The organism is Brevibacillus sedimenti (genome assembly GCF_020923495.1).
Lineage (GTDB): Bacteria > Bacillota > Bacilli > Brevibacillales > Brevibacillaceae > Brevibacillus > Brevibacillus aydinogluensis.
Genome location: NZ_CP064048.1, coordinates 615,240 through 636,292 on the forward strand (window position 1 = coordinate 615,240; position 21,053 = coordinate 636,292).

Here is a 21,053-nt window from a genome sequence, read left to right on the forward strand (position 1 = left end):
CCCACCCCGGCACCGCTGCCGGAGCCTGCTCCATTCCCGGAGCCATTACCCGCACCGGAACCGCTTCCTCCGCCTGCCTGGCCGTTTCCACCTGCACTGCCGGCTGGGGATGTCCCTTGGCCTTGTTGGGAGCCTGCTCCCGAGGAATTCGCCCCCGCAGACCCGGAGGCGGGGACTGCCGTTCCCGCGCCGACTGATCCCGCTGTTCCCGCGCCAAAGCCCATCCCTGTCTGGCCGGCGCTGCCGAACGGGGAACCGGCTGCTGCCAGCATCATCTGCGACTGCTGCAGCACGGCCAGTGACTGTGCGGCCAGCAGCGCTCCCTGCTGCGCCTGTGTCACCTGCTGCATGGCCTGCAGCAAGCCGGATTGCAGTGATGCCATGGCCGACTGCACGTTGCCATGGGCCAACTGCTCGGCCGCCTGCTTCAATTGCGCCGCGGTGGCGGCGGCGTCATCCGTCCCGGCGTCAGCAGCGGCCTGAGCCAACTGTTCCGCCGCTTTTTGCAGCTCCTCGGCAAGAGATTGCCGCTCCTTGGCAGACAGCGCCTCCAGCGCTTTAGCCGACTGGCGCAGCGCTTCTACCAGCGCCTGCCGGTCCTCTTTGCTGAGAGAAGCCGCCGCCTGCCGCAGTCCTTGATGCTGCGCCAGCGACTGCTGCAAACGCTGCAGTGCCGCCTGCTTCGCCAGTTCCGCCTGCTTCCATTGATCCAACTGCTTTTCCGCTGCCTTCAGCGCCTGGAGCCGTTCGGTCTGACTGTCCGCCTCCGACAGCGCCTTTTTGGCTTGCGCCAGTATCTCTTCCAGCTTCTTTTTTTGCGCGTCGCTCAACCCCTCAGCGGCTTTGGCCTCCTGCTCCAGCTTCGTCACCGCCTCTTGCGCCGCTTTCTTCGCCTCCCGCTCCTGGGCCAGCTGTGCCAGCCGCTCATCCTGCGGGTTGGCCCAGAAAACCAGCAGGAGACAAAGGGAGAGCAGGCATCCCGCTGCGTACGCGGGCCGTTTTGCATCTGGCAGGACGGGGATGCTCTCCAGCACCTGCGGCAGCGCCTCGCGCAAGCGGCGTACGGCGTCCTCCCGCTGCATAACAGCTAGCGGCGACGTACTTTCACGGTGCTCCAGCGCCGTCACGACCCGCTGTGCCAATCCCTGACGGTCGGCCAGCAGCGCGCACTCCCGCTCATCAGGACGGTGAATAAAGGCGACAATCGCTCCCGCCGCCACTGCGAGCAGGCAGATGGCGGCCGCAATCGCCTTGTAGTACGGGATGGGCACCAGGCGGGCGATGAGAAGAACCATCAGGCTTCCCCCCAGTCCCCACAGGACACCCGCCGTGAGCCTGAGCACAAGCTTCTGGACGCTCAACCTCCTGCGGATCGGCCGGAGCAGCGCGGACAGCTCATCCTTCTGTTCCTTCTGTTGCCGGATGGACACGACCCATCACTCCTTATTCGCCGCTTTTCGCAAACGGGGGCGCACCGGCTTGATCAGATAAACAGCCAGCGCCAGGCAGATTGCGGTGACAAACGTCAGAAACAGCACGTACAGCCAGAACGGGTCAACCAAAACGAACGAGAACTGGCTGCTGAGCGTCCGGCGCAGATCATGCACAGGTCCTTCGTTAAAAATGCCCAGCATTCCGACCAGCGGATTGATGCTGTGCAGCAGATCAGGCAACAGCGGCTCCGTGCGCACCGGCGCAGGGTTTTGCCGCTGCTGGTACTCGATGAACTCACGGATTACTTCGGCCAGGATGACGGTGCCCGCGGTATACGCGAAGACGACCGCATAGCTCAACACCGTAGCGACTCCCGTCCGTTTGATCAATGTCGAGATCAGCACCCCGACGCTGCCCAATGCCAACATGGTAACCAGGTAAAAGCCGAACACCTTCAGCAGTTGGGCGGGAGAGATGCCGCCGTACAAAAAGACGATCGCGTACAGCGGGATAGTGGAGAACACGAGAAACGTCACAAAGCTGAGTGACGCCAGCCATTTGCCCAAAATCAGTTTGGTCGCGCTGATGTTGGTTGTCAGCAAGACGTTCAGCGTCTGACGCTCCCGCTCGCCGGAAATCACCCCTGCCGTCAACCCCGGCACGACAAAGCAAATCATCCCCAACTGCAGGATTGAGAGCACGATGAACATTTCGCGCGAGTTGTTCATGTTGTAGTAGCCGCGGCCTCCCGTCACCAGATAGATAAACGTCAGCGTCACCATGCCCAACGCCAGCAGGTAAAAGGCGATGATCCACGGCGAACGGCGCGTCCGCATCCGCAGTTTCCACTCGTTTACAAGCACAGGGTTGCGCAATCGCTGCATGAGGTTCATGAGCCCACCCCCTTCGTGATTTCCAAAAAGATTTCTTCCAGATTGCCCTGCTCCTCGTTGAACGCGGCCACCGGCAGTCCCGCGGCCGCCAAATCGCGCAGCAGCGCTGCCTGCTGCTCGTCATTTCCCGTAAACCCGGCTACCACCCAGCTGCCTTCGCGCGTGACGTCTGATACGGTCGGCACTTCACGCAGCCGGGTCATCGCTTCCTCCACGCGGTCCAGCAGGCGGATGCGCAGCACCCGCTTTTCCTGCATCTTCTGGTAAATCTCGTCCACTCTGCCACACGCGACCAGGCTGCCGCCCTCGATGATGCCGATCACGTCGCACATCTCGGCCAGCTCCGGCAGAATGTGCGAGCTGATGATGATGGTCTTGCCCATGTCGCGCAGTTCCTTCAAAATCTCGCGCAGCTCGATCCGGGCCCTGGGGTCCAATCCGGATGCCGGTTCGTCGAGGATCAGCACTTCCGGATTGTGCACGAGGCAGCGGGCCAATCCCAGGCGCTGCTTCATCCCCCGCGACAGCGAGTCTACATACGCGTCCCGCTTGTGGCTCAGATTGACCAGCTCCAGCAATTGCGGAATGATCTGCCGGCGCTCCTGGGCGGGAATGTCGTAGTTGGCTCCGTAGAAGTCCAGGTACTCCTCCGCCGTCAAATTGTCGTACACCCCGAAAAAATCAGGCATGTAGCCGATCAGCTTGCGCACTTCACGCGGATGCTTTGTCACTTCGTATCCGCCGACGTACGCCTGGCCGCTGGTCGGCTCCAGCAAGGTGGCCAGAATGGACATTGTCGTCGACTTGCCGGCTCCATTCGGGCCGACGAAGCCAAACACGGTGCCCTTCTCAATCTCCAGCGTCAGCCCTTTCAACGCTTCCATTTTGCCGTATCGCTTTACCAGCCGATTGATCTGGATCATGGACGCATCACCTTTCCTTCCACGCTGATCACCGGGGTGCCGAGGTGGCGGTAATCTTCATACCGGTGCGAAAACTTGATCCGAAGCGTGCCTTCGGGCGAGAGGTACACCGGCGTCTTGTCCCCGGTCATCGTGTTGTTGGCAAACGCCTTTTCGAACGGATCAAATTTATGGGTCTTCCAGTTGTACACCTGTTTATCAAACTGCGTATTGCTGTCCGACCAGGTGTAGAGGTAAATGTTCGTGATCTTCACCTGTTTGTCCCCAAGTTCGATCGGGAAGTCAAGCGTGATCTCGCCCGCCTGCATCATATACCCGTCGTCGCGTTCATCAACCTTCACCGAACTGCTCGTTTTGATAGGCACAATCGTTCCGGGCGGGTAGACAATATGGCCGTCCGTGGAGGGCTTCAGCGACAGCGGCTGCGTCACCAACGTCAGGCTTTCCGTCTGAGACCGCCTGTTCTTCACGTCCGTCTCCACCGCAAGGGTCTGTGTCCAGCCAAAAAGCATGAGTGACGCCGGCCGGAAGCCGCTTCCTCGATCCAAATCGTGGATCATCTCGCCTTCCCGACTCGTTTCATACGGGTCGTACCAGTCCACGTGCGGCGGGAGAATATCGGTTCTGGACTGATAGACAGAATTGTCTATTTGTGCCGGATTAAACGGCAGGTTGACCTGGACACTCGATCCCGGCGCCAGTTCGGGCACCTTTTGCACGTTGCGGCCCGAGACGATGACGACGTCCCGCAGCGCATACTTTGACTTGTTGGTCACCGTCCCTTTGACGGTGCCGTCGGCGTAGACCAGATCGGCCTCAAACAAACCAGCGTCGGTGACGATGTGCTCCATCCCCACCTTGCGCATGGACCAAAACTCGACGTCGCGGAACTGCACGAGCGACCGATCCGACTGCATCGAGACCCACGCCTTCGTCGACGCTTCACCGAGGTAATGGTGCTGAATCGGCCACACCTTGCCGTCGCCCTTTACTTCCAGCTCATAGTCGCCGCTCGTCGGCACAAACAGCGCCGTGACCGCCTTGGCCCGCGCCTGTCCGTCCCCCTGCAAGTGGATGATGCCGGTTTGATGCACGAGCGCGCCAGTTCCCCGCTGCAGCGCGCCGTACGAAAAAATAGCGACGCCGGTGATGACGGCAAACACCGGGACAACCACCCACATGTAGCCCTGCTTTCGCTTGCGGCGCAGCAGGTAATAGAAGACCGGACCCGCCAGCAGCGCGTAGCAGCCAAAAAACAGCGCTGTCCACTTCACGTCCGGCAATTTCAGCTGGGGAACGCGGTCGGCGGCCTGGTTTAATCCCCACATGCCATCCATGGGATCTCTTTCTGTTCGTTGCAGTGATGAGCCAAACGCCTTGGTCAGCGTCTCCGCCCAGAAACGGCTGTTGCCGCTCCAGCTTGCCACCGGCTCTTCCGACAGGTCGTAGGCAACGTACAGCACTTTGCCCTCACCCAGCGAACGCACCGCCATTAACGGAACGCCCCCCTCCGCATGGACCACGCTGCCCGTTTTCAGACGTCCCGCACTGATCGTAAACGGCTTTTCCAGCACAAGCGGCTTGTTTTTCTCCACCGCCAGACTGGAAAAAGCGGTCAGGCTCGTAACACCGGTCACCTCTACCGGCGAAAGGTCGGCAAGCACCCCCGCCGTCTTGTTGTAGTGGGCACCGCCGGCCAGCACGAGCATGCCTCCCCCCGCTGTCCAGTCGCGGATCGCCTGCACCTGCTGTCCATTTAACCCGTCCAGGGCAAAATTGTTCAAAACCAGAATGTCGAGCATTTCCAACTGCACTTTTGAAGTCGGGATCTGCTCCGGTTGCATCGGCAGGACCCGCACCGGATTGGGTAAGACCGATTGGGGCATCGCCCCAAGGAAGTTGGCGGTGTCAACGTCGGCCGCCAGCACGCCCACGAACAGCGTGTCCGGACCATGCCGGCGTCCGCCGATTTTCGTTTGGGCCACGATCTCATCGCCTTGAATCAGGGCCACGTATCCGAATGGGTCGATCGCGTTGCCCGGTACGGTGATCGTTACCTGCTTGGTCGCTCCTTTGGCGACGGATACAGGCTGGTAGTACCCTACAGAAAAGTCGTCATTCTTACTTCCGGCTACGACCAGACTGCCTTCCACATCCGCTCCGCCATTGCTGACTGTCACCTGAACCGGGACCACGCCTGCTTGCTTGTACTCACCGCGAATGCCGGGCGTGACGCCCAGTTGTACAGATGATTCCGCATGTACCGTTGCTGCCCGGCTGTCGGGCGGTCCGGCCAACAGCAGCAGGCAGACACATATGTGCAGCAGCCAGTGCTTGGACTTCGCCATATTCATTTCCGCATAACCTCCGCGAACAAATTTGTCGTTTACCTGTAATGACGTATGAATTCGACAAATGGCTACAAGTTGGATTCAAATCAATTGCCCTTTGTCAAAATATACAAACTTATCGCCGTAAAAATAAAGGATAAAATGCTGCCAGTCCCTGTGATGAAGAAGGTGCTGGACCAGCAGGCCCGGCAGCAAAAAAGACACCGCCAAAAAGCGGTGCCGGAGGATGGAACATACCGTATGGGGACGTGAAATGGCGACTCGAAGCACCCGACTGCTCACGCTGCCCTACGGGATGTGATCAAGCCTTGCCCGGAGCCGATACGACGGGCTGCTCCCGAAAAAAACGAGGCAGAAAGAACTGCGGATAGATCAACAGGTACAGGTTGGGAATCCACCAAACCGGATCAAAATCCCCTTTGAACAGCCAAAAGGAGATCGCCTGCAGACCGGAACAGGACGTCAGCACCAGCGAGATCAGCGCCAACGGCCGCCAGCAGCTGTTTTTCCTGCGGTACGCGTACAGACTGGCAAATCCGGTGATCGAGATGAACAGATCGAGAAAAACCCTGTCAGCCGCTTCATTTGGCCTCACTCTCCGCCACAACGCCTTTTTCCGGCCCGGCCGAAGCGCTTTCCCCGTGCGCCGCGCCACTCAAATTCAGCATTACGCAGCCGACGATGATGAGCGCGATGGCGATGATTTTTTGCGCAGTGAGCACATCCTTGAAAAACAGGAAGCCGATGACGGCAATCGCCGCCGTCCCCACTCCCGACCAGATCGCGTATGCCGTGCCCACCTCAAGCTGTTTGAGCGCCATGCTCAACGACGAAAAACTGATGACGTAAAACACGAACATCAATACGGTAAAAACAGGCCGGCTAAGCCCGTTCGACAGCTTCATGAATGTGGTGCCCGCCACCTCGAAACAGATGGCCAACGCCAGATACAACCAGCTCATACGCTCTCCTCCTGTCGTTTTTGGGTACGGACCACTCCGCCCAGCAAGATGTCGATCACCGCGTCAAGCGCCTGATCAAGAGTCATGTTGTTTCTCGTCAGCCACTGCCGGTTGATTAACTGCTCCCAGGCGCCCACATACATCTGAATCAGGATGTCCGTGTTCACCCGGCGAAACACGCCTTTGCCCATCCCTTCTTCCAAAACGGCCCGGACCTGGTCCCACTCTTCCTGAATGCACGCGTCCACGAGTGCCCACTGGGCGGGATAGTATCGCTTCAATTCGTACCACAACCGCAGGTCGGTGCCGCCAAACCCGCTCGGCACATAAGTCAGCAGCCGGCGCAGCTTCTCCGTCACATCCAGATCCTGCCGATTCACGATGGTTTCCATGCTGTCCCGCACGTCCTGAATTTCCTGTTCGATCAGATGACCAATCAGTGCTTCCTTGGACGGAAAATGGCCGTACAGTGTCTTCGTGCTGACACCCGCACGGCGCGAGAGGTCCGCCATCGTAAATTTGAGGCCTCTGGTCTGGATTTCTTCAATCGCCGCCTGAACAATGCGTTCCTGCAAGGGCATCCCACTCCTTCCACTCGGAAACCAAGGAAAATATTTTATTTCTATCATTTTCCTCACGCCTGCAGTATAAGAGGAATGCGAGCCAAGTGTCAATCCTTTCCAAACCCGCACATTTTCAAGCATGGGCAATTTTGCTATTGTTAGGAGAAAAGGAGGATTACCATGAACAATCAGGACACCCCCACTGCGCCCGTGCGGTTCCTCGAGGGTGACCGGGTGTACTTGCGCCCCATCGGCCTTGACGATACCGATCTCTATTTCCGGATGCTGTTTGACCCGGAGGTGCGGAGACTGACCGGCACGCAGAAAAGCTTTACCCGTGAACAAATATACCGATACATCGAAGGAAAAACGCAGGACCCGTCGTCGCTCCTACTGTTGATCGCCTTGCGGGAAACGGACGAGGTGATCGGCGACATCGCCCTGCAGAGCATCGACAACGTGAACCGCAATGCCAATATCCGTATCGCCATTAATTCCCAGGAACACCAGGGCAGGGGGCTTGGCACGGAAGCCATGCGTCTTCTGCTCGACTACGCATTCGGGATTTTGAACCTGCACCGGATTGAGCTGAACGTCTTCTCCTACAACTCGCGGGCCATTCGCGCCTATGAAAAACTCGGCTTTCAGCGGGAGGGCGTGCAGCGCGAAGCCTTGTACTACAACCACCAGTATCACGACTCGATCATCATGAGCATCCTGGAAGACGAATACCGAGCGCAGCACCTGAAGAAACACGTCTAGCCGCCATAAAAAGACTGAAGACAAACTGTACTTTTTGCCATTGAGTTCCTCAAGGAAACAATCTACCATCGTTCCCAGGCCGGAAGGCCTGCACTTTTTACAACCAAAGGTGGAGATAAAGTACGAGCATGGAGTGATGGGCCAACCGAGCTCCTTTGACGACCTGCTTAGCGGAAAATCGAAGTCGCGGGGAAAAACAGGGGAGCACAAATCTCACTTCGTCGAACTACCAGATGTTTGCCCCCTGCACGCGTTGCGTTTTGGAGCGGACATTACAACTTCTTTGCTGGTCGTCAAGATAAAAGGGGGGAGAAATTTATGAAGCTGTCTATGAAGTTGTTCAAAAGAATTTTTTCTCCTGTTTTAGCTCTGTCTGTTTTGGCGGTAGCAGTACCTACTTCTGTTTTTGCCGCAGAAACAAACACGGTGTCACAACTCAACCCTTCTGTGGCGAAGGTCAACACAGTGTCGCCAAAGGTAGAAACACAGGGTGTCAAAACTGCAGCACTCCAGAAAGCGGTATTGAAGTTAGCAGATATGCTGGAATCGCAAGCCATAAAAAAATTGCTCGACTTTGTTGAGGATTACGGCAGTAAAAAAGTAGCAGATACTATCAGGAAATATGCCGATGATATTGCTGATACCTTGCGGACCATAGCTTCTTGGAAAGACCTTTCTATCAAAATCATTCAAGATCAAGTTAGCGGGGTGTTATATGATCTGGGAGTACCACTGAGTACAGCGAGACAGGTTGGTTGGGTCATTTCAAAATTCGTAGACTGGGTATTACTATAGTACAAGGAGGGTGCTATGTACGAGGAAAGAATCAAGGATCTTGAAGCAAAATTGAGTCTAGCCACCGACGCAATTACGTTACTCTTAGATATGGTGAACAAGGAGCATAAAAGCTTTGCGATTCTGGCCTTAGCCACTGGCTTTACTGCCGACGAGTTGGAACGCCTGGAAAAGCTGTTTTATCACGCTGGCAAATCACAGTGGGACAAGGACACATTTGTGGCAGAGTTCGAGAAGCGGCTTCCCAAAAGAAGTGCAATGTTGAAAAGCATTTTGGAAGGGCTCAAGTCAGATGGAAAGTACGTATCACTATGCGAGAAGTATTTGGATTGACAGAAGAGGCTGTCCAATAAGTCCCCAAAATAAAAAATGGGCGGAAAACCGATAAGGTTTCCGTCCATTTTTTGGCTACTTGGTTTCTTTAAGTTGATGGCAGTCAGATGGATGCTCGCCACCTTCATTAGATTATGGGCCAAGGTCACAATCCCATTTCGGTCAATTAGTCTGCAGCCGGTCGCAGTAGAGTTGGACCGCTTCCCGCAAAAAGGCGGCCAGCCCTTCCCGGTATTTGTCAAACGTCGCTGTAAAGCGTTCGTCGGCTACGTACAGCTCACCCAGCCCCCTGAAAATCTCCGGTGTGCACTCGTAGTAGTAGCGGGTGATGTGCTGTCTCAGCTTTCCGACGCCTTCCTGAACCTGCGGATCGGCCGGTCCGTTTTCCATCGCCTCGACGATCCCGCGGATAACATTCTCCCATTCCCCCATGATGCGCGCCCAATCGCTCTCTGTGTAGGCGTTCGTTCGTCTTTCCGTCTCGTCGACGATCGCGCTTCCGTACTTCGCTCTCGCTTCCGCCGCATATTTCTCCTGGTGTTCCTTGATCTTTGTCATGTCAAACCCGCCAAACATGTCCTTTTTATCCATTGTGATTCCTCCTTCAATGGAAGAGAGGGTTTTGTCCACGGTGCGGATGATCTCTTCCAATCGTTTCTTTTTTTCCAGCAGCAACTGCTTGTGGTCCCTCAACGCCTGCGCGCGGTCAAATCCGGGACTGTCCAAAATCTGCTTGATCTCCTGCAGGGGAAAGCCAAGCTCTTTGAAAAACAAAATCTGCTGCAATCTCTCCAGGTCCTCGTCGGTGTACAGCCGATACCCGGCCGGGGTTATCGCCGCCGGTTTCAGCAGCCCGATCTGGTCGTAATAATGGAGTGTCCGCACGCTCACACCTGCCAGTTCGGCCACTTCCTTCACCATGTACGGCACGTCATCACCTCCACCTCGATCATAATGGCTGACGCAACGTGAGGGTCAACAAAAAAAGGAACAGGAATCATCTGGTCCTGTCCCCTCATTGTTTCCTTTACGCATGCTGTTCCAACCGCTGCTCCAGCCGTTCGATCCGCTTGCGGTAGGCAGCTTCCTCCGCCTTGGACTTGCGGCGCAGCAGGCTGCTTTTTTTCTTCCACAGGTCAAACGCCCGCAGTGTGCAGTGCAGCGCCTGTTCATAGTCTTTAAGATGATGCTCGTAGATTTTGGCCAGCTCGACATAGACGTCTTCCGGCACGTAGCTGCCCGATCGGACCACTTCTTCCCACAACCGCATTGCCTGTTTCCAGTCTTTTTTCCGCTTGTAGCAGTGGCCCATCGCGATTGTCGCCTTCACGCCCAGCGGATGACCGCTAGTTGCGACCAATCGGTAGGCGCGGAGGGCGCTTTCGCCGTCGCCCAATGCTTCATACCAGCGGGCGATGTTGAACCGCTCCTCCGCGGAGACGTCCTCCCTGTCCCAGGCGAGCAGCAGGGAAGAGAGGCGGATGTACAGCGTGATCAAGGAGAGCACGTCCATCTCGTTGTGGGCGAGGACGCCCTTGATCGTATCCGGGTCCTTGTCCGTGAGATAGTCAAAGTACCGGATCGGCGCCAAATAGCCGGGAAGATCGTTCTCCCGCCGGACGCCCAGCTTCTCCTGCTCGATCAGCGACAGCCGGCAGGACTCCAGATCCTCCCGCCACAGCCTCCTCGCCCCGTGCAAGAGGTCGTAATGGCCGAACGACGGCAGACGGGGCACCAGATCGCGCAGCAGCGTATGCCGCGTCTTGACCTGCGGCCAGTCAAATGACTTGCCGTTGTACGTAACCAGATCGGTCGCTGTCCGCGCCGCTTCCAGAAACGAGTGGTAGAGGGCCGCCTCCGCGTGAGGAGCGGTCAAAAAGTGCTGGCGGACGACGACGCAGTCTCCCTCGAACCGGCTGTGTCCCAGCAAAAAGACGGCATTGCCCGCTCCGCCGTGCAGACCGGTCGTCTCCGTGTCAAAAAACAGCAGGTCTTCCGCCGTTTTGCCTGCCGCCGACAGCGGATGGCGGATGCCCGCACGCTCCCAGGCGTCGATCGTCTCGTACAGCTGGGCAAACGTGTAAGCTCCATGCCGCGCCGTTACCGGGTAGCGGACCTCACGCACCATCACGTACTCGCCGTCGAGCACGTACGGTTTGGCCTGCAGGCCGGCCCACTTTTCCCGGTACGGGATTTCCAGAAGCGACGCCGTATCGGAGGCCGCCGGAGAACTGACAGCCCCGCCGGGTATCCCGTCCCCCTCCGGCTGCCTGGGGGCTTCCCGGGTGAGATGCGGTTTGAGGCGGTTCAGCTTCGCTTTAAGAGACATGCGGGCTACCCCCCTGGGCGACCCGCAGCAAGGAGAGCGCCAGTTCCTTGCCGCCTCCTTCTTCCGCCGCGCCGACGCAGGACGGGCAGCCAGACTCGCACGGGCAGGAACAGATCAGCTCCTCCGCCCGGGCCAGGATCGTCTCCATCTGTTTGTACACCTGCTCGCTCAATCCGATGCCGCCCGGATAGCGGTCGTACAGGAAAATCGTGGGCTGACCGGAGTGCACCGCTTTGCGCTGCGGAATCACGTGCAGATCGAGCGGATCGCACATCACGAACAGAGGGGCGACGTGCTGCAGCACGTGAGCCAGCCCCACCAACCCGCGCTCCACTTCGCTTGTCCCCACTTCCTCCAGCAGCGCTTCGGAAAATCCGATCCAGGCCGCGTTGGTGTGCAATTCTTCCTCCGGCAGGTGGATCGGACCGGAGCCGATGTTTTCATGTGTCTCAAACTTGATTTTCTTGAAAATGGTCGCCATGGCGTGGACCGACACTTCCCCGTAGGCGTATTCGGTCTGCGGCCCGCGACGGGACTGATCCTGCTCCAGCACCTTCAGCTGGACGGCCAGGTTGGCGTCCGTATAGTAATCCACCTGCACTTCCCGCACGTACGCTTTCTTCTCTTCGTAGTCCAGTTTCTCCACCTGATACTGAACGCCCTGGTGAAGGTAAATCGCTTCGTCGTGCAGAAGCGTCAGCGAACTGAAGCGGTCCATCTCCCCGATCACCTTTTCGTTGCCCCGCTCGCTGATGTCGATGATCACCACGTTTTCCTGGGAAGCCGAACGGAGGCTGATGTTGTGCGCTGGAAACGAGTCGTTCATCCAGAACCACTTGCCCTTGGCGTGGTGCAGAATCTGCTCTTCCGTCAAAAACTCCAGGATTTCCGTGATCTCCGCCCGGCCGAAGCGGTCCCCTTCGGAAAAAGGCAGTTCGTAGGCAGCGCATTTGATGTGATCGACGAGGATAATCAGGTTGTCCGGGTTGATCCGGGCCGACTCCGGGCTGCGTTCAAAAAAGTATTCGGGATGCTGAATCACGTACTGGTCCAGCGGCGTGGAGCTGCCGACCAGGACGACGACCGACTCCCCCTGCCGCCTCCCGGCCCGGCCCGCCTGCTGCCAGGTGCTGGCGACCGAACCGGGATAGCCGGTGATCACGCACGCCTGGAGCTGGCCGATGTCGACGCCCAACTCCAGCGCGTTGGTGCTGACCACGCCCATGATCTCTCCCTGGCGCAGCCCCTTTTCGATCGCTCGCCGCTGGCTGGGCAGATAGCCGCCGCGATAGCCCTGGATCGTCTTGGGCCCCAGCTTACGTTTGACCAGCTCTTGCAGATACTTGAGCAGGATCTCCACCCGCACCCGGCTGCGTGCGAACAAAATCGTCTGAATCCCGTTGGACAGAAACAGCTCCGTGATGTCCCGGGCTTCCAGCGTGGCGCTGCGCCGGATGTTCAGCTGCCGGTTGACGACGGGCGGATTGTAAAACAGGAAGTGTTTTTTTCCGGTGGGCGCGCCGTTGTTGTCCACCAGCACCATCGGCTCTTCCGTCAGCTGCTCCGCCAGTTCCCGCGGGTTGGCAATGGTGGCCGACGTGCAGATGAACTGCGGACGGCTGCCGTAAAACGCGCAGATCCGCTTCAGCCGGCGGATGACATTGGCCACGTGGCTGCCGAACACGCCCCTGTATGTATGCAGTTCGTCGATGACGACGTATCGCAAATGTTCAAAAAAGGAAACCCACTTGGTGTGATGAGGCAGGATGGCCGCATGCAGCATGTCCGGGTTGGTGATCACGATGTTGCCGGCCTTGCGGATCGTCTGTCGGATTTGGGCGGGCGTATCCCCGTCGTAGGTTTCCGACTTGATCGGCAGTCCCGATTCGTTGATCAGCTCATGCAGCTCGCTTTTCTGGTCCTGGGCCAACGCCTTCGTGGGAAACAGGTACAGCGCCCGTGTCTCCGGGTCTTCCGCAAGCGCCTGCATCACCGGCAGGTGGTAGCACATGCTCTTGCCGGAAGCGGTGGGCGTCACCGCCACGATGTGCTTTCCATCCCGCACGTGGCGAAAAGCCGTCTCCTGATGGGTGTACAGCGAGGAAATCCCCCGTTTGGTCAGTGTTTCCCGAATCCGCCCGTCCAGGTCAGGGGGAAAGGGAACCGTTTGCGCCTCGCGGGGTTCGATGGTTTTCCAATGCACGATGTTTCGCGCAAAGCGCTCGTCCTGGCGCAACCGTTCCAACACCTGCGCCATGTCCAGCTTGATTTTCACGTCGAACACCACCTTCTTTCTCTATTCTACGAATGTACGTTCGACAAGTAAATGGCTCGCGGGAAATCCACTTCATGGGATGGACATGGGAGGGGAAGCCGCCGCGTTACAACGCCGGCGGCGCTTGCCCCGGCGGGTTCTGTTCCAAACCACCCGTTTTTTTCGCCACGGCCAGCCCCGGACCGCCCAGGACCAGGCCGGTCAGACCGTATTCCGCCTTCGCTCACCGACGGAGCGCCCACAACACAATCCGCTCGTACCATTTCCAGGGCAGCAGGCTTCTGAACAGATTCATCGCCGCTGTCCCCCGTCCCACGGGATAACGCAGACGAGGCGCGGGAGCGAGCGCCGCTCTCACCACCGCCGCCGCCACTTCCTGCGGGGGCGGCGCCGTATCTGCCGTCTTTCTGGCCATGCGCAGGACGGCCTCCAGCATGGGCTGATAAGGGGAGTCCTTTCGCGCGGGGATGGTCGCAAATCCTTTGCGCCAAATCTCTGTCTTGTACGCTCCCGGTTCGATTAGAACAGCGTGGATGCCAAACGGCAGGACCTCAAGTCGCAGCGCTTCGGTAAACCCCTCGACGGCAAACTTGGTAGCGGCGTAGGGGGCGAACCCCGGGAACGCGATCCTCCCGCTGACGCTGCTGATGTTGATGATTGTCCCCCGCCGCTGTCTTCTCATGTGCGGCAGGACGGCCCGGGTGACGGCGACTGTCCCGAAGAAGTTGGTCTCCATCTGCGCACGCCACGTGTGATCGTCCACTTCCTCGACGACTCCTCCGGCAGCAAATCCGGCATTGTTGACCAGCACGTCAATCCGGCCGTAGTCCGCGGCGATCTTTTCGAGGGTTTGGCGAATACCCGCATGGTCGGTGACATCCATCCGCCGCACGTCGATGCTCTCCCGCACGCCGGCTGCCTCGGCCGTATGCAGCAGGGCATCCCGCTTTTCCGGACTGCGCATCGTGGCGACGACGCGATACCCCGCCTGCGCCAAGCCAACGCTCGTGTGCAGGCCAAATCCGCTGGAGGCTCCCGTAACCAGAGCGACCGCTCGTGTTTCCCGCTCTATCGTCATGACCGTTCCTCCTTTGTGCAAGTGCCGCCCAACAGGCCAGCCACTGCACAATCATCTGGTTTCTCTCATCATATCTCACGCAGCTCGCATGAACCAGGACAAAAAAGGACGCCGCGTGTGCGCGAGCGTCCCGTTTGCTTTCTTACTTCTTCAGGTCCTCGATCGAGGTGATGTCCATGTAGCTCGGCACCACCAGACCGATCCTCGTGCCGTTGAGATTGGGGCCGAGGTCTTCGACGTCCTTGCCCAATTTCTCGTAGTAATCCGCATGCGTCGTCGGCAGCCAGGCCGCCACCATGCCGTCCACGTCGCCGTTGGCCACGCCGGCCCACATCGGGCCTGCTTCCACCTGGTTCAGCTCTACCTTGTAGTTCAGCTTCTCTTCCAGCACCTTTTTCACCACGTGGGTGCTGGCGATTTCGGAATCCCAGGCGACGTAGGCCAGGGTGATGGTTTCGCCGTTGCCCGGCTTGATGCCCTGCACCCATTTATTGACGAGTTCCTGGTTGTTGTTTACCCATTCAGCTGCCGCTTCCTCCGGGTTTTTGCCCTCGGAGATGGCCAGCATCACCTTTTCCATATCGCTCGGCGTCCAGGTGAAGTTGTCCAGGAACGCATACGCGCTCGGGTGCGCTTCCTTCAGCCCCTTGCGGACGATCGTATGAATCTGCTCTTCTTTCCCGTACACCCCTTTGGGGTCTTCCAGATACTTCAGGTCAAATTTGGAAAACATCCAGTGCGGAGTCCAGCCGGTCACGATGATCGGCTTTTTGTTTTTGATCGCCTCGCTGAGCGCTGCCGTCATCGCCGCGCTGGAGCCTTCCACCAGCTCCCAGTCCTTCAGTTCGTACTCCCCGACGGCCTTTTCCGTCGCTTTCATCAGGCCGGCACCGGGGTCGATCCCGATGATCTTGTACCCCACCTGCTGGCCGACACTGCCTCCGCCGGCGTCCTGCGGCGTCTGCTCCTTCGAGGAACAACCGACCATCAGCATGCTGATTCCGAGGAGAACCGCCAAACCTTTGACCCAACGTTTTTTCATTATTTATCCCTCCCGCAGGTTTTTCTTTTTCCCCATGTTTTGGGTGATGCGATCCAGCAAAATGGCCATAATCACGATTGCCAGCCCCGCTTCAAACCCGGTGCCGATATTGATTTGGGTGACTGCCCGGTAGACATCGGCTCCCAGCCCCTTGGCACCGATCATGGATGCGATCACGACCATGGACAGCGCCAGCATGATGCTCTGGTTGACGCCCGCCATGATCGTCGTCTTGGCCAGCGGAAGCTGCACCTTGAATAGCTTTTGCCAGGAGGTGGCGCCAAATGCGTCCGAGGCTTCGATCAATTCCCCCGGCACCTGGCGAATACCCAGATTGGTCAGGCGAATCGTCGGCGGCATCGCAAAGATTACAGACGCGATCACACCCGGCACCTTGCCAAGACCGAAGAAAAAGATGGCCGGAATCAAGTAGACAAAGGCCGGCATTGTCTGCATGAAGTCGAGCAGCGGCGTGACCACGTTGCGCACCGAATCTTTGCGGGCGCACAAGATGCCGGCGGGCACGCCGATCACGATCGAAATCAACCCGGCGGTAAGCACCAGCGCCAGCGTTTCCATCGAATGTTCCCAATACCCCAGATTGGCGATCAACAGCAGGCCAATCAGCGTAAACAGGGCGACGCGCAACCGTCCGACCATGTAGGCCAACAGTGTGAAAACGAGAATCAACAGCCAGTCGGGCAGACTGGTAAAGATCAGTGCAAACAGATCCACCGTGCTGCCAATGATGGCCGAAATCACGTCAAAAACCAGGCCGAAATGCTCATCCAGATACTGGACCAGCCGCTCCACCCAGCGATCGAGCGGCAGTTTCGGAAACAGCTCACTCACCCTCTACCACCTGCCTTTCTGCTTCTGTATCGGACGGCGTTATCCGGTTAACCTTGCCGGCTAGTCCACCCAATACCGCCCCTTTCACGACGACACCCAGCAGGCGGTTCTGCTCGCCGACGACGGCTACAGGGACGTCGGAAAACGCCACCAGGTCGAACATTTCGTTTAACAGCGTATGGGCCGAGACGGTCGGCACCTCGCGTTCCATCACGTCTTCCAATGTCTTCGCTTCCCGCGAGGCGGCATTGACCGCGTCCGCCTTGATCACACCGATCAGCCGTTTCTTTTTGTCCACCACGTACAGGCTGGAGACGCCCCGGTCTTTCATCAGCTGCAGGGCGACCCGCGGCCCCTTGTCCAGGGTGATGGTTTCCGCCCGCTTCATCACGTGTTCCGCTGCCAGCACTTTGGAGCGGTCCACGTCTTCCACGAACTTCTCCACGTACTCGTTGGCCGGATTGGTCAGAATCTCTTCCGGCGTGCCGATCTGGACGATCGCTCCATCTTTCATCAACGCGATCCGATCCCCGATTTTCAAGGCTTCGTCCAGATCGTGGGTAATAAACAGGATCGTTTTCTGCATGGTCGTCTGCAGTTCCAGCAGTTCATCCTGCATGTCTTTGCGGATCAGCGGGTCCAGGGCGCTAAAGGCTTCGTCCATCAAGAGGACGTCCGGATCGTTGGCCAGCGCTCTCGCCAGCCCGACCCGCTGCTGCATCCCGCCGCTCAACTGATCGGGAAAGCTGTTTTCCCAGCCGCTGAGGCCGACCAGCGCCAAGGCGTTTTTCGCCTTCTCTTCCCGCTCTTTTTTGGGAATATTCTGCACTTCCAAACCAAATTCCACGTTTTCCAGCACCGTTCGGTGGGGAAACAGCGCAAATTTCTGAAAGACCATGCCCAGCTTTTTCCGCCGGACCTGCTGAAGCTGTTCGGCGTTCATCCGGACGATGTCTTCCCCATCGATCAGGATGCTGCCGGCCGTCGGTTCGATCAGCCGGTTAATCAGGCGCACCAGGGTCGATTTACCGCTGCCGGACAGACCCATGATGACAAAAATCTCGCCCGCCTCCACCTCAAAGCTGACCTGATTGACCCCCACGGTCAAGCCTGTCTCCTTCAAGATGTCCTGCTTGGACCATCCCCGCTTCAGGTAGTCAAACGCGCGATGAGGCTGACGTCCAAAGATTTTCGTGAGATTTTCCACCTTGATTTTCGGCATAACGTCACCTCCAACGTTTTTGTACGGACGCAATCGCTCCCCCTCATTGTAGCGAAGCGAGGTTGGCTGCCACAAATTTGGTAATCCGCGATATTTGGGACTATATAGCGTTCAGAAAAAACTTTACGTACTTTTTTTACTATATACTAAGAATATCTCGTATATACTGTATGATGTGGTCATTTACTTCTAGTCGTTTCCCTAGTACAATTCGAATCAGGTAAAATGGATAGAGGAGCTGCTTTGTTTGCTATGGATGCCAAACATGAAGAAATCCTTCAACGGGCTCAAGAACGGGTAATCGAAGCTCTCGCCAAAAACATGGATCTGTACGGAATCACCATGTCCACGGGGTTGCTGTACGGAACCCTGCTGTTTCAAGACAAGCCGATGACGCTTGATGAAATGGGCAAAGCGATGGGCATGAGCAAGACGAGCATGAGCACCGGTGTGCGCACCTTGATGGAATTAAAAATGGTAGAAAAAATTTGGAAAAAAGGAGCACGAAAGGATCACTACGAGGTAAACCTCGATTGGTACCAGAATTTCATTGACTTGTTCTCGCTCCGTTGGAGAAGCGCGGCCGAATACAACGTGCATGCGATGAAAAAATCACTCCAGGAGCTGCACGCCCTTCTCCAAAGCGAAGACCTGTCGGATGAGCTGAGAGAACGCGTGCAAACAAGCATTCAACGCATTGAGAACGGTTTGGAATACTACGACTGGCTTTCCCGCTTGATCGACTCGTTTGAAACACACGAGATATTCCAGTTTGTGCCAAAGAAACCGATGAGCTAGGCATGTCCTCAGCCGCTTATCGCACAAAAGCACCCGCGCTGCTGCGATCTGGCAGCAATACGGGTGCTTTCATTGTGCCCTTGCGTGGCGATTCATACGTGCTTGCGTGCGGCAGCCGCTCCTACCGAGGCAACAAGTCAAATGCCTCTGCCAGCAGTTGATACGACTTCAGCTTAGCCTCAAAATCGTGTGTAATGGTGGCCACCATAAACTCCGTTGTATTGTATCGCTCGCTCATCTGCAGGATTCGTTCCTTCACCTGTTCCTTGGTGCCCACGATCATGCGCTTGCGGTTTTCCTGAATCCGGTAGCGGTCATAATCCGTATAGGGATAACGAAGCGCCGCCTCGACGGAAGGGGTGCCCTGACTGCCGCCCCCTTTTTCCAGCAGCAAGAGGGACAGGTCGAGACTGGAAGCAATTCGATTCGCTGCTTCCTCAGTCTCGGCACAGATGACAAAGATCGCCACCATCGACTGCGGTCGATCGTTTACGAGGGACGGCTGAAAATGTTTCTGGTACCACCGCATGGCCTCTTCGCCGCCTTCCCCGTTGATAAACTGGGCAAAGGCAAACGATGCTCCCCGCTCGGCGGCCAGTCTGGCGCTCTCCCCGCTGGAGCCGAGCAGCCACAACTGGGGCACGGTGGGGACGATGGGCGTTGCCCGCAGCCCCGGAAACTTGTGGTTCTCGTCAATCGTGTCGTACAAATAGCCGATCAGATCATCCAACTGCTCTGGGTATCGGTCGATGCCCGCTACTTTTCCCTCCTGCAGTGCTCTTGTGGCGAGCGGCATGCCGCCAGGTGCCCGGCCTACTCCCAGGTCGATCCGGTTGGGGTGCAGTCCTTCCAGCACGCGAAACGTTTCCGCCACCTTGTACGCGCTGTAGTGGGGCAGCATGACGCCGCCAGTACCTATCCGCATGTTTGTGGTGACCGCCGCCAGATGGGCCACCAGGACTTCCGGGCTGGACCCGGCCAACCCCAGCGTATGGTGATGTTCCGATACCCAAAAGCGATGAAAGCCCAGGCGGTCCAGTTCACGGGCCAGGCGGACGGTCTGGGACAGCGCCTCCGGGGCCGTGCTGCCCTGGGCAATCGGGGATTGGTCCAGTACGCTCAAGCGAATCATCTTGCTTCTCACCTCTCCCTTATGATTTCACGTTTTTCCTCCGACAGGCAATAAACCAAGTGTACCCGAGTGCAGTTTGGGCGTCGCAAGGCAAAAGAGCTGGCGCTTCTCCCCGCCCGTGCTGCGGCAGTAACGAAAAAACCCTGCCTGTCCGCCATTACGCGAAAACAAGTAGGGGCTCGATACATATATTTATAATGATGTTCCTCGGTTCACAGCCTTCGCCGATCCCCGCAACGACTATTTCAGACCGGCTTCTACCTCTTTCACCATCTCCGCGACAGAAATCAGTCCGCCGCCGGACAGGTACCAGTAGTTCGGGTCGAGATAGACCACATTTCCTTCTTTATAGGCTTTCGTGTTTTTGACCAGTTCGTTTTCGACCACTTGTTTCGCCGAAGACTGGCCGCCTACGGCCGCCCCTCTGTCCACCACAAAGAGGTAATCGGGATTTTTCTCCACGATGTATTCAAAGGAAATGCTTTGCCCGTGCGTAGAGTCCTCGATGTTCGTGTCCACCGGCCTGAAGCCAAACTCGTCGTGAATCAAGCCGAAACGGGAACCCGGTCCGTAGGCACTTACTTTTCCGTCGTTGGCCAGGATGATCAGCGCATTCTTGTTGCTGGCCGCTGCTTTTTCATGCAGCTTCTTGACGGATTCATCCAGTTTTTTCAGTTCTTCTTCCACAACAGCCTGTTTGTCAAAGATGTTTCCAATCGTCTTGGCATTCTCTGCAAAAGACTCCATGTACCGCTTCGTGTCTATCCCCAGGTAGATGGTCGGGGCAATCTTTTTAAACTCTTCATACAGGTTGGCTTGGCGGGCGGAAATGATAATCAGATCGGGCTGCACTTCGCTAATTTTTTCGAAGTCCGGTTCTTTCAGGCTGCCCGCATTGACGTACTTCTCATCGTTGTATTTGGAAAGGTACGGCGGAAGATTGGTTTTGGGGAGAGCCGCCACCTCAATGCCCAGTTTGTCCAGCGAATCCAACGTACCGTAGTCGAAGACAACCACTTTCTGAGGATTTTTCTTGACGGTTGTTTCGCCCAGCTCGTGCTTGATCGTCAGTTCTGCGCTTTGTGCCGCGCCCGATCCTGCCCCCGCTGGCTGACCGGAGTTGTTCGATCCGCATGCAGCCACAAGGACGGCTGCCAGTAACGACATGAGAATTACAGACAGTTTCTTGGTCACTCTGCTCACCTCTATGATTGTTTGTGTATATTCAATAATTTGATGGCTGGACTTCACGGGCGCAGGCCCTGCGGATGTGTATCACCGGAGATGTGCAGGCGGGGACCCTTTGCCC

18 protein-coding genes and 1 pseudogene are annotated in these 21,053 nt (G+C 57.3%); 4 read left to right on the forward strand and 15 right to left on the reverse strand.

Annotated features, from left to right (window positions below):
• Positions 1 to 1,436: 1,436 nt before the first annotated feature.
• The 6 genes and pseudogenes from IRT44_RS02980 to IRT44_RS03005 form a co-directional block, all read right to left on the reverse strand.
• Positions 1,437 to 2,327, reverse strand: a complete 891-nt coding sequence (locus IRT44_RS02980) for an ABC transporter permease (protein ID WP_230077424.1) — start codon at positions 2,325 to 2,327, stop codon at positions 1,437 to 1,439.
• Complete coding sequence (locus IRT44_RS02985; protein WP_230077425.1) at positions 2,324 to 3,250, reverse strand: ABC transporter ATP-binding protein; 927 nt, start codon at positions 3,248 to 3,250, stop codon at positions 2,324 to 2,326. Before IRT44_RS02985 ends, IRT44_RS02980 begins: the two co-directional genes overlap by 4 nt.
• Complete coding sequence (locus tag IRT44_RS02990) at positions 3,247 to 5,604, reverse strand: DUF7408 domain-containing protein (protein ID WP_230077426.1); 2,358 nt, start codon at positions 5,602 to 5,604, stop codon at positions 3,247 to 3,249. Before IRT44_RS02990 ends, IRT44_RS02985 begins: the two co-directional genes overlap by 4 nt.
• 298 nt (positions 5,605 to 5,902) lie before the next feature.
• A pseudogene (locus IRT44_RS02995) lies at positions 5,903 to 6,163 on the reverse strand (DUF5360 family protein); the annotation flags it as partial.
• Positions 6,164 to 6,182: 19 nt separating this feature from the next.
• Entirely contained in the window at positions 6,183 to 6,563 is a 381-nt protein-coding gene (locus IRT44_RS03000) for a DMT family transporter (RefSeq protein WP_171566276.1), read from the reverse strand.
• Positions 6,560 to 7,138, reverse strand: a complete 579-nt coding sequence (locus tag IRT44_RS03005) for a TetR/AcrR family transcriptional regulator (RefSeq protein WP_212132831.1) — start codon at positions 7,136 to 7,138, stop codon at positions 6,560 to 6,562. Before IRT44_RS03005 ends, IRT44_RS03000 begins: the two co-directional genes overlap by 4 nt.
• 168 nt (positions 7,139 to 7,306) lie before the next feature.
• Between IRT44_RS03005 and IRT44_RS03010 the strand changes: the two genes are divergently transcribed.
• From IRT44_RS03010 to IRT44_RS03020, 3 genes are all read left to right on the forward strand, one after another.
• Complete coding sequence (locus tag IRT44_RS03010; protein WP_171566278.1) at positions 7,307 to 7,888, forward strand: GNAT family N-acetyltransferase; 582 nt, start codon at positions 7,307 to 7,309, stop codon at positions 7,886 to 7,888.
• A 318-nt stretch (positions 7,889 to 8,206) separates the two neighbouring features.
• Positions 8,207 to 8,683, forward strand: a complete 477-nt coding sequence (locus IRT44_RS03015) for a hypothetical protein (protein WP_171566279.1) — start codon at positions 8,207 to 8,209, stop codon at positions 8,681 to 8,683.
• Between the two features lie 15 nt (positions 8,684 to 8,698).
• Entirely contained in the window at positions 8,699 to 9,016 is a 318-nt protein-coding gene (locus tag IRT44_RS03020) for a hypothetical protein (protein ID WP_171566280.1), read from the forward strand.
• A 162-nt stretch (positions 9,017 to 9,178) separates the two neighbouring features.
• Here IRT44_RS03020 and IRT44_RS03025 read toward each other — a convergent pair whose 3' ends face one another.
• The 7 genes from IRT44_RS03025 to proV form a co-directional block, all read right to left on the reverse strand.
• Positions 9,179 to 9,946 (reverse strand): MerR family transcriptional regulator, encoded by a 768-nt coding sequence (locus tag IRT44_RS03025; RefSeq protein ID WP_171566281.1) that lies wholly within the window; start codon positions 9,944 to 9,946, stop codon positions 9,179 to 9,181.
• Positions 9,947 to 10,043: 97 nt separating this feature from the next.
• Complete coding sequence (locus tag IRT44_RS03030) at positions 10,044 to 11,345, reverse strand: ribonuclease H-like domain-containing protein (RefSeq protein WP_230077427.1); 1,302 nt, start codon at positions 11,343 to 11,345, stop codon at positions 10,044 to 10,046.
• Entirely contained in the window at positions 11,335 to 13,602 is a 2,268-nt protein-coding gene (locus IRT44_RS03035) for a DEAD/DEAH box helicase (RefSeq protein WP_230077847.1), read from the reverse strand. The genes IRT44_RS03030 and IRT44_RS03035 overlap by 11 nt, the downstream gene beginning before the upstream one ends.
• Before the next feature lie 241 nt (positions 13,603 to 13,843).
• Entirely contained in the window at positions 13,844 to 14,698 is an 855-nt protein-coding gene (locus IRT44_RS03040; RefSeq protein ID WP_230077428.1) for an SDR family oxidoreductase, read from the reverse strand.
• 142 nt (positions 14,699 to 14,840) lie between these two features.
• A complete protein-coding gene (locus tag IRT44_RS03045) occupies positions 14,841 to 15,740 on the reverse strand; it encodes a glycine betaine ABC transporter substrate-binding protein (RefSeq protein ID WP_171566285.1) in 900 nt (299 codons plus the stop codon).
• Positions 15,741 to 15,743: 3 nt separating this feature from the next.
• Positions 15,744 to 16,592, reverse strand: coding sequence for an ABC transporter permease (locus IRT44_RS03050; protein ID WP_230077429.1), 849 nt, complete (start codon positions 16,590 to 16,592; stop codon positions 15,744 to 15,746).
• On the reverse strand, positions 16,585 to 17,814 hold the full coding sequence (proV, locus tag IRT44_RS03055; RefSeq protein ID WP_230077430.1) for a glycine betaine/L-proline ABC transporter ATP-binding protein ProV: 1,230 nt from the start codon (positions 17,812 to 17,814) through the stop codon (positions 16,585 to 16,587). Before proV ends, IRT44_RS03050 begins: the two co-directional genes overlap by 8 nt.
• Before the next feature lie 252 nt (positions 17,815 to 18,066).
• Here proV and IRT44_RS03060 point away from each other — a divergent pair, with 252 nt between their 5' ends.
• Positions 18,067 to 18,612, forward strand: coding sequence for a GbsR/MarR family transcriptional regulator (locus IRT44_RS03060; RefSeq protein WP_171566288.1), 546 nt, complete (start codon positions 18,067 to 18,069; stop codon positions 18,610 to 18,612).
• Between the two features lie 121 nt (positions 18,613 to 18,733).
• On the opposite strand, the gene IRT44_RS03065 is transcribed toward IRT44_RS03060, so the two are convergent.
• Both IRT44_RS03065 and IRT44_RS03070 read right to left on the reverse strand, forming a co-directional pair.
• Entirely contained in the window at positions 18,734 to 19,744 is a 1,011-nt protein-coding gene (locus tag IRT44_RS03065; RefSeq protein ID WP_230077431.1) for an LLM class flavin-dependent oxidoreductase, read from the reverse strand.
• Positions 19,745 to 19,984: 240 nt separating this feature from the next.
• Positions 19,985 to 20,911, reverse strand: coding sequence for a siderophore ABC transporter substrate-binding protein (locus tag IRT44_RS03070; protein WP_171566345.1), 927 nt, complete (start codon positions 20,909 to 20,911; stop codon positions 19,985 to 19,987).
• Positions 20,912 to 21,053 lie beyond the last annotated feature (142 nt).

Bases quoted from the DNA above. Each gene is read 5' to 3' on its own strand.
- IRT44_RS02980 (WP_230077424.1), bottom strand. From the start codon at position 2,327: ATGAACCTCATGCAGCGATTGCGCAACCCTGTGCTTGTAAACGAGTGG.
- IRT44_RS03030 (WP_230077427.1), bottom strand. From the start codon at position 11,345: ATGTCTCTTAAAGCGAAGCTGAACCGCCTCAAACCGCATCTCACCCGG.
- IRT44_RS03070 (WP_171566345.1), bottom strand. From the start codon at position 20,911: ATGTCGTTACTGGCAGCCGTCCTTGTGGCTGCATGCGGATCGAACAAC.
- IRT44_RS03035 (WP_230077847.1), bottom strand. From the start codon at position 13,602: ATGGCGCAGGTGTTGGAACGGTTGCGCCAGGACGAGCGCTTTGCGCGA.
- IRT44_RS03000 (WP_171566276.1), bottom strand. From the start codon at position 6,563: ATGAGCTGGTTGTATCTGGCGTTGGCCATCTGTTTCGAGGTGGCGGGC.
- IRT44_RS03060 (WP_171566288.1), top strand. From the start codon at position 18,067: ATGGATGCCAAACATGAAGAAATCCTTCAACGGGCTCAAGAACGGGTA.
- IRT44_RS03045 (WP_171566285.1), bottom strand. From the start codon at position 15,740: ATGAAAAAACGTTGGGTCAAAGGTTTGGCGGTTCTCCTCGGAATCAGC.
- IRT44_RS02985 (WP_230077425.1), bottom strand. From the start codon at position 3,250: ATGATCCAGATCAATCGGCTGGTAAAGCGATACGGCAAAATGGAAGCG.
- IRT44_RS03040 (WP_230077428.1), bottom strand. From the start codon at position 14,698: ATGACGATAGAGCGGGAAACACGAGCGGTCGCTCTGGTTACGGGAGCC.
- IRT44_RS02990 (WP_230077426.1), bottom strand. From the start codon at position 5,604: ATGAATATGGCGAAGTCCAAGCACTGGCTGCTGCACATATGTGTCTGC.
- IRT44_RS03020 (WP_171566280.1), top strand. From the start codon at position 8,699: ATGTACGAGGAAAGAATCAAGGATCTTGAAGCAAAATTGAGTCTAGCC.
- proV (WP_230077430.1), bottom strand. From the start codon at position 17,814: ATGCCGAAAATCAAGGTGGAAAATCTCACGAAAATCTTTGGACGTCAG.
- IRT44_RS03010 (WP_171566278.1), top strand. From the start codon at position 7,307: ATGAACAATCAGGACACCCCCACTGCGCCCGTGCGGTTCCTCGAGGGT.
- IRT44_RS03065 (WP_230077431.1), bottom strand. From the start codon at position 19,744: ATGATTCGCTTGAGCGTACTGGACCAATCCCCGATTGCCCAGGGCAGC.
- IRT44_RS03015 (WP_171566279.1), top strand. From the start codon at position 8,207: ATGAAGCTGTCTATGAAGTTGTTCAAAAGAATTTTTTCTCCTGTTTTA.